The organism is Nakamurella aerolata, assembly GCF_013002705.1.
GTDB classification, from domain to species: domain Bacteria; phylum Actinomycetota; class Actinomycetes; order Mycobacteriales; family Nakamurellaceae; genus Nakamurella; species Nakamurella aerolata.
Map to the genome: position 1 here is coordinate 1 of NZ_JABEND010000018.1, position 4787 is coordinate 4787.

The following is a 4787-nucleotide window of genomic DNA, read 5'->3' on the forward strand; positions in this document are numbered from 1 at the left end:
GTCGTACTCGTCCAGATGATCCAAGACCATCCGCACCGCACGCTCACGCTGCTGCTTCGGATATTGCTTCGGCATGACACCGATCCTCTCGCAAAGGACCGGCCCCAAAGCCGTGACGCTTCAGGGGGAGTGGGCGCTGGCTGTGTTTGTCGGGCTCGCGCTCGATGCCTGAGCCGCCCGCGCCTGCGGCCGGCGGGGCCAACCCCTGGGAGGCGCGCGATGAGCGCACTACTTGTCGGGTACGCCCGATGCTCCACCGATCAGCAAGACTTAACCGCCCAACGCGACGGGTTGCTCGCCCTCGGCGTCGAGGCCGAGCGGATCTACGTCGACCACGGCCTGGCCGGCACCAACCGCGAACGCCCCGGACTCCGCGAAGCCCTGGCCGCCTGTCGAGCCGGGGACACGCTGGTCGTTACCAAGCTCGACCGCTTGGCTCGGTCACTTCCGGATGCCCGCGCAATTGCCGATGAGCTGACGACCCGGCAGATCAGCCTCAGCCTCGGCGGATCGGTCTACGACCCGACCGACGCGGTCGGGAAACTGTTGTTCAACGTCCTGGCCATGGTGGCCGAGTTCGAGTCCGACCTCATCCGGCTCCGCACAGTAGAAGGCATGAAAGTCGCCAAGGCGAAAGGACGGCTGCGAGGCAAGCAGCCGAAGCTGAGCCGCAAGCAGGAAGCGCACCTGGTGTCCCTGGTACACAGCGGCGAGTACAGCACCCTGGAAGTGGCGGAGCTCTTCGGAATCGGCCGCTCCACCGCTATCGCGCGATCGAACGTCAGCGGGTAGCGGCCAAGGCCGACCTCGCAGAGGCGCGAGCGCACCACTGATGGTGCGCAGGCGTTGGTTGTCCCGAATCCGACACCCACGCGGGACAACCTCGCGCCAAGCGGCCCCGCAGTGGTTCGGCTTGAGGAGCGACCGTCGCACCCCACATGGGTGCTTTGCCAAGAGCGGCGCGCTGCCTCGACGAAAGATCTCTCGGCCCGCCGTTCCCAGTCGTCCGGTATCCCGAACCGGCTCGCGTAGCGAGCCGTCAGGTCAAGTGCTGACGGTTACCTTTGCTGGCGCGACAGAGACCATGTCGCGCTGGTGCGCTCAGGGCAGGACGGCTGTGGCCTCGACCTCGACGAGGACCTCTGGCTCGTACAGCATCGCCACGCCGATGAGGGATGCCGGGGGCATGGGGGAGGGCAGGCTCACCTCGTCGGCGACGCGCTCCACGCCGGCCATGAAGGACTCAATCTTGTCCGGGGTCCAGTCGGTGACGTAGAAGGTCAGGCGCACGACGTCGGCGAAGGTGGCTCCAGCCCCGGCCAGGCCTCGCGCCGTGTTCCGAAGCGATTGCGCCACCTGCGCCGCAAGGTCGCCCACGGCCACCGGGCTGCCGTCAGTCGGGCCGCCGACCTGGCCGGCGACGTGGACCTGCGTGGCGCCGCGGGCGACCGCCACGTGGTGGTACGGAGCGCCGGGCAGCATGTCGTCGGGGCTGAACAGGCGAGCGGTCATGAGGTCTCCTTGAGGGTCAATCAGTCGGTACCGAATGTATACCTGGTACCCGGAGAGCACTTCAACTAGCCTAAGTGTCATGCCCGATACCACGCACCGAATCGAGCTGACCGCCGCCCACCGCGACGTGCTCGGCCAGGTCCTCGACAAGTGGTCGATTCACGTCCTCGAGGCGCTGTGCGAACGACCTCGCCGGTTCAACGACCTGCGTCGTCTACTGTCGGTGTCGCAGAAGTCGCTCACCACCACCCTGCGTCGGCTCGAGCGCAACGGCATTGTCGAACGGTGTGTGATCAGCGACCGACCGGTGGCCGTGGAGTACCGCATCACGGAGCTCGGCAAGACGTTGCGCGGGCCGATTGAAGCACTGCTGCATTGGAGCGCCCGGCACCACAAGTCCATCCACGCTGCCCGTAATCGGTTCGACCTTCTCGAAGGACCGGGTCCCGAATGCATGGACTGACCGGGGCCAGGGCGCCGTGCCGACCGCCGACTGCCTGACTCCGACCCGTTGATGCCTGCGACCTGAGGAGAACCGATGTATCACGCACTCGTGAAGCGGATCGCCGTACGCAATTTCGAGCGGGTCAACGACCACGACTACGACGCCGTTCTGGCCGCCTGCGCCTTCCACGTCCACCATCGCTTCGGCGGTGATCACGCGCTCGGTGGGGAGCGCCACGACCGGGAAGCCCTGCGGCTGTGGTTCGAGCGACTGGGTCGCCTCTGCCCGGACATGCGGCTCACCGTCCATGACGTGTGGGTCAAGGGCCTGCCACACCGCACCACAGTGCTGCTGCGCTGGACCAACCATGCCACCCGCCCCGACGGCTCCCGCTATCGCAACCACGGTGTGCACGTCATCTCTATGCATTGGGGCAAGGTCACCGCCATCGACGCAAACAAAGACTCCCAAGCAGTCGCCGAATACCTCCGCGAACTGGCGGACAGCGGCATCGCGGAAGCTGCAGCCGCCCCGATCACTAGCTGACCGGAGGCGACTCGGTGGGGTCCCGCACAGCATCGCTCCGCGAGCCCATCCTGACTGGAGCGCGTCCCGCGCGACGATCCCCTTGCGGAACGGAGCCCCAGTGGCGATCGGGCGCAGCAACGTCCCGCCACGCAGCGTCGGAAGAACCCCGCCATTGAAACGCGGAAGTCACAGGTACTGCTCGGTGCGCTGCGCCAATCGCGCTGCCGTGCGCCGGCACCGAGCGCGCAGGGGGCAGCCGGAAAAACTCTCTCCACAAGCTACTTGACCGCTAAAGCAGACAGCGTTACTGTACCGCTACAGCTCCGGTCTGGAGCGGTAAAGAACGCTGATAGGAGAGGTGAGCACGATGGCGAACTTGCCGGTGGCGATGTTCTTCGCGCAGGAGTCGATGCGCCAGGAGTTCGGCTGGGACGAGGAGCCGTCCTGGCGGCGCGACCCGCGGATTCTGCGTCAGCAGCGGGCCGAGGAGCAGCTGAAGCGGGTGGAGTACGAGCAGCAGGTGCTGCGGGAGGCGCTGCGCGGAGTGCGCCGGCCGAGTCGGCGGCAACTCGCCGCCGCCGGCATGGGCCGCCGCTGGTTCGGCGCTGGCTGGTGGTCGCGGCGCAGCGCGCAGCAGCCGGAACGGGTTCCGGTCACGGCGTCGTCGTCCTGCGGATGACGAGCGGCCTGCCGCGGTTCCCGCTGGGCGGCTGCCTGAGCGGCTCGGCAGTTGTGGAGCCCGCCTATCCTGGCGAGGTGGCCAAGGTAACGATGAAGACCGTCGCCCAGAAGGTGGGTGTCAGCGTGATGACGGTCTCGAACGCGTTCGCCCGGCCCGATCAACTGTCCGCCGCGCTGCGCGAGCGGGTGCTGGCCACCGCGGCTGAGTTGGGGTACGAGGGTCCCGATCCGGCGGCGCGGACGCTGGCCCGCGGGCGCACCAACACTGTCGGGGTGCTGCCGTGTTGGTCGTCGCCCGATGTTTTCGGTGACGACTTCTACTCGGCGTTCCTCGGCAGCGTGAGCCGGGAGCTGGCCACCCGCGGCTATGGGATGACGCTGCTGCCCCACGCCGTCGACGGTGGCGCGCCGGTGCTCAACATCGCGATGGACGGGGCGATTGTCTTCGACCGCGCGAAGCTGCAGGGCGGGCTCGGCTTGGACTCGTTGGTGCGCAGGGGTGTTCCGGTGGCGTTCGTCGATCAGGCTCCCGACGTTGCTGATTTCAGCGTCAACGTTGACGATTTCGGCGGCGCCCGCCTGGGGGCGCAACATGTGGTAGATCTCGGACACCGCCGGATCGCCACCGCCAATGCGGGCCCTGAAGGTACGACCAGCATCGAGGCGAGCGGCTGGCACACTTCGGAAGAGCGCCAGCGTGGCCGGCTGGAGGTGTTGGACGCGGCCGGCATCGTGCCGCTGACGGCGTACCGGCACATCTCCAGCGTCGACAACGGCATGAAGATGGGTTTCGAGTTGCTCGACCGGCCTGCCGACGAGCGTCCCACCGCGGTCTTGTGCGACTCCGACGCCTTTGCCGCCGGAGTGCTGCAGGCGGCTTACCAGCTGGGACTGACCGTGCCGCAGGACCTTTCGATTGTCGGGTTCGACGACACCGCGCTTGCCCGCGAGGTCCGCCCGGCCTTGACGACGGTGCGGCAGGACATCACCGCCAAGGGCAAGGCCGTCACCGATCTGTTGCTGAAGCAGATGGACGCCGCGCGGTCCAACACGGTCGCGACGCCGGAGCATGTGCTGCTGCCGACCGAGCTGGTCGTCCGCGATTCCACCGGCCCGGCACCGGCCTGAGATCGCTGACCGCGCAGAGTTCTTGCGCCGCTTGAGGTGGGGCACATTCGGGTACTCGTGCGCCTGAAACATTCGATGGCAGCAGAAGGCCTACAGTGGCGACCGGTGAGCGCGGCACTCACGAACGTCCTGTTCCGCACCCAACCGCGTTAGAATGAGCACTTGTCCCGGGAAACGTTGACCTTCGACACCTTCCACGCTTCGCCCCCTTCGCGGTACGCGGAAATCTCATAGACCTGGAAATCGGCGGTCGCCTTCGTGCGCTTGTTTGTATTCTTGTCGATCCAACCAAAGTGACGAAAGTCGATGCAGTCGAGCAGCAACGCGGTATCCTTGTCGCCGACCGGCGGCTCCCAGAAGAGGCGATGTCTAACCCCGATCTTTCGTGAGTCGGTCGGGTTGGTCTGACGGGGCCGAGTCTTGATCATTTTCTCCTTTCGTTCGCTGTTGGTCGTGGCTGGATGACCGCGTGTCGCCGCGGTGGGTGCGTCGG

The 4787-nt window shown here is 66.8% G+C and carries 6 protein-coding genes and 1 pseudogene; 5 read left to right on the forward strand and 2 right to left on the reverse strand.

The window, feature by feature from the left end; genetic code table 11:
* The first annotated feature begins 219 nt into the window (after window positions 1-219).
* Window positions 220-833, forward strand: a pseudogene (locus HKD39_RS18470) (recombinase family protein).
* 268 nt (window positions 834-1101) lie between these two features.
* Here the strand turns inward: HKD39_RS18470 and HKD39_RS18475 are convergent.
* A complete protein-coding gene (locus HKD39_RS18475) occupies window positions 1102-1512 on the reverse strand; it encodes a RidA family protein (protein ID WP_171201348.1) in 411 nt (136 codons plus the stop codon).
* 79 nt (window positions 1513-1591) lie between these two features.
* Between HKD39_RS18475 and HKD39_RS18480 the strand changes: the two genes are divergently transcribed.
* The 4 genes from HKD39_RS18480 (at window position 1592) to HKD39_RS18495 (ending at window position 4294) form a co-directional block, all read left to right on the forward strand.
* Window positions 1592-1975: a winged helix-turn-helix transcriptional regulator gene (locus tag HKD39_RS18480; RefSeq protein WP_171201349.1), complete on the forward strand. Its 384-nt coding sequence runs from the start codon at window positions 1592-1594 to the stop codon at window positions 1973-1975.
* Between the two features lie 75 nt (window positions 1976-2050).
* Complete coding sequence (locus HKD39_RS18485) at window positions 2051-2503, forward strand: nuclear transport factor 2 family protein (RefSeq protein WP_171201350.1); 453 nt, start codon at window positions 2051-2053, stop codon at window positions 2501-2503.
* 349 nt (window positions 2504-2852) lie between these two features.
* On the forward strand, window positions 2853-3164 hold the full coding sequence (locus HKD39_RS18490) for a hypothetical protein (RefSeq protein ID WP_171201351.1): 312 nt from the start codon (window positions 2853-2855) through the stop codon (window positions 3162-3164).
* Between the two features lie 77 nt (window positions 3165-3241).
* Window positions 3242-4294, forward strand: a complete 1053-nt coding sequence (locus HKD39_RS18495; RefSeq protein ID WP_171201352.1) for a substrate-binding domain-containing protein — start codon at window positions 3242-3244, stop codon at window positions 4292-4294.
* Between the two features lie 149 nt (window positions 4295-4443).
* On the opposite strand, the gene HKD39_RS18500 is transcribed toward HKD39_RS18495, so the two are convergent.
* A partial coding sequence (locus tag HKD39_RS18500) for a hypothetical protein (protein WP_212754757.1) occupies window positions 4444-4787 on the reverse strand: 344 nt, incomplete at its 5' end.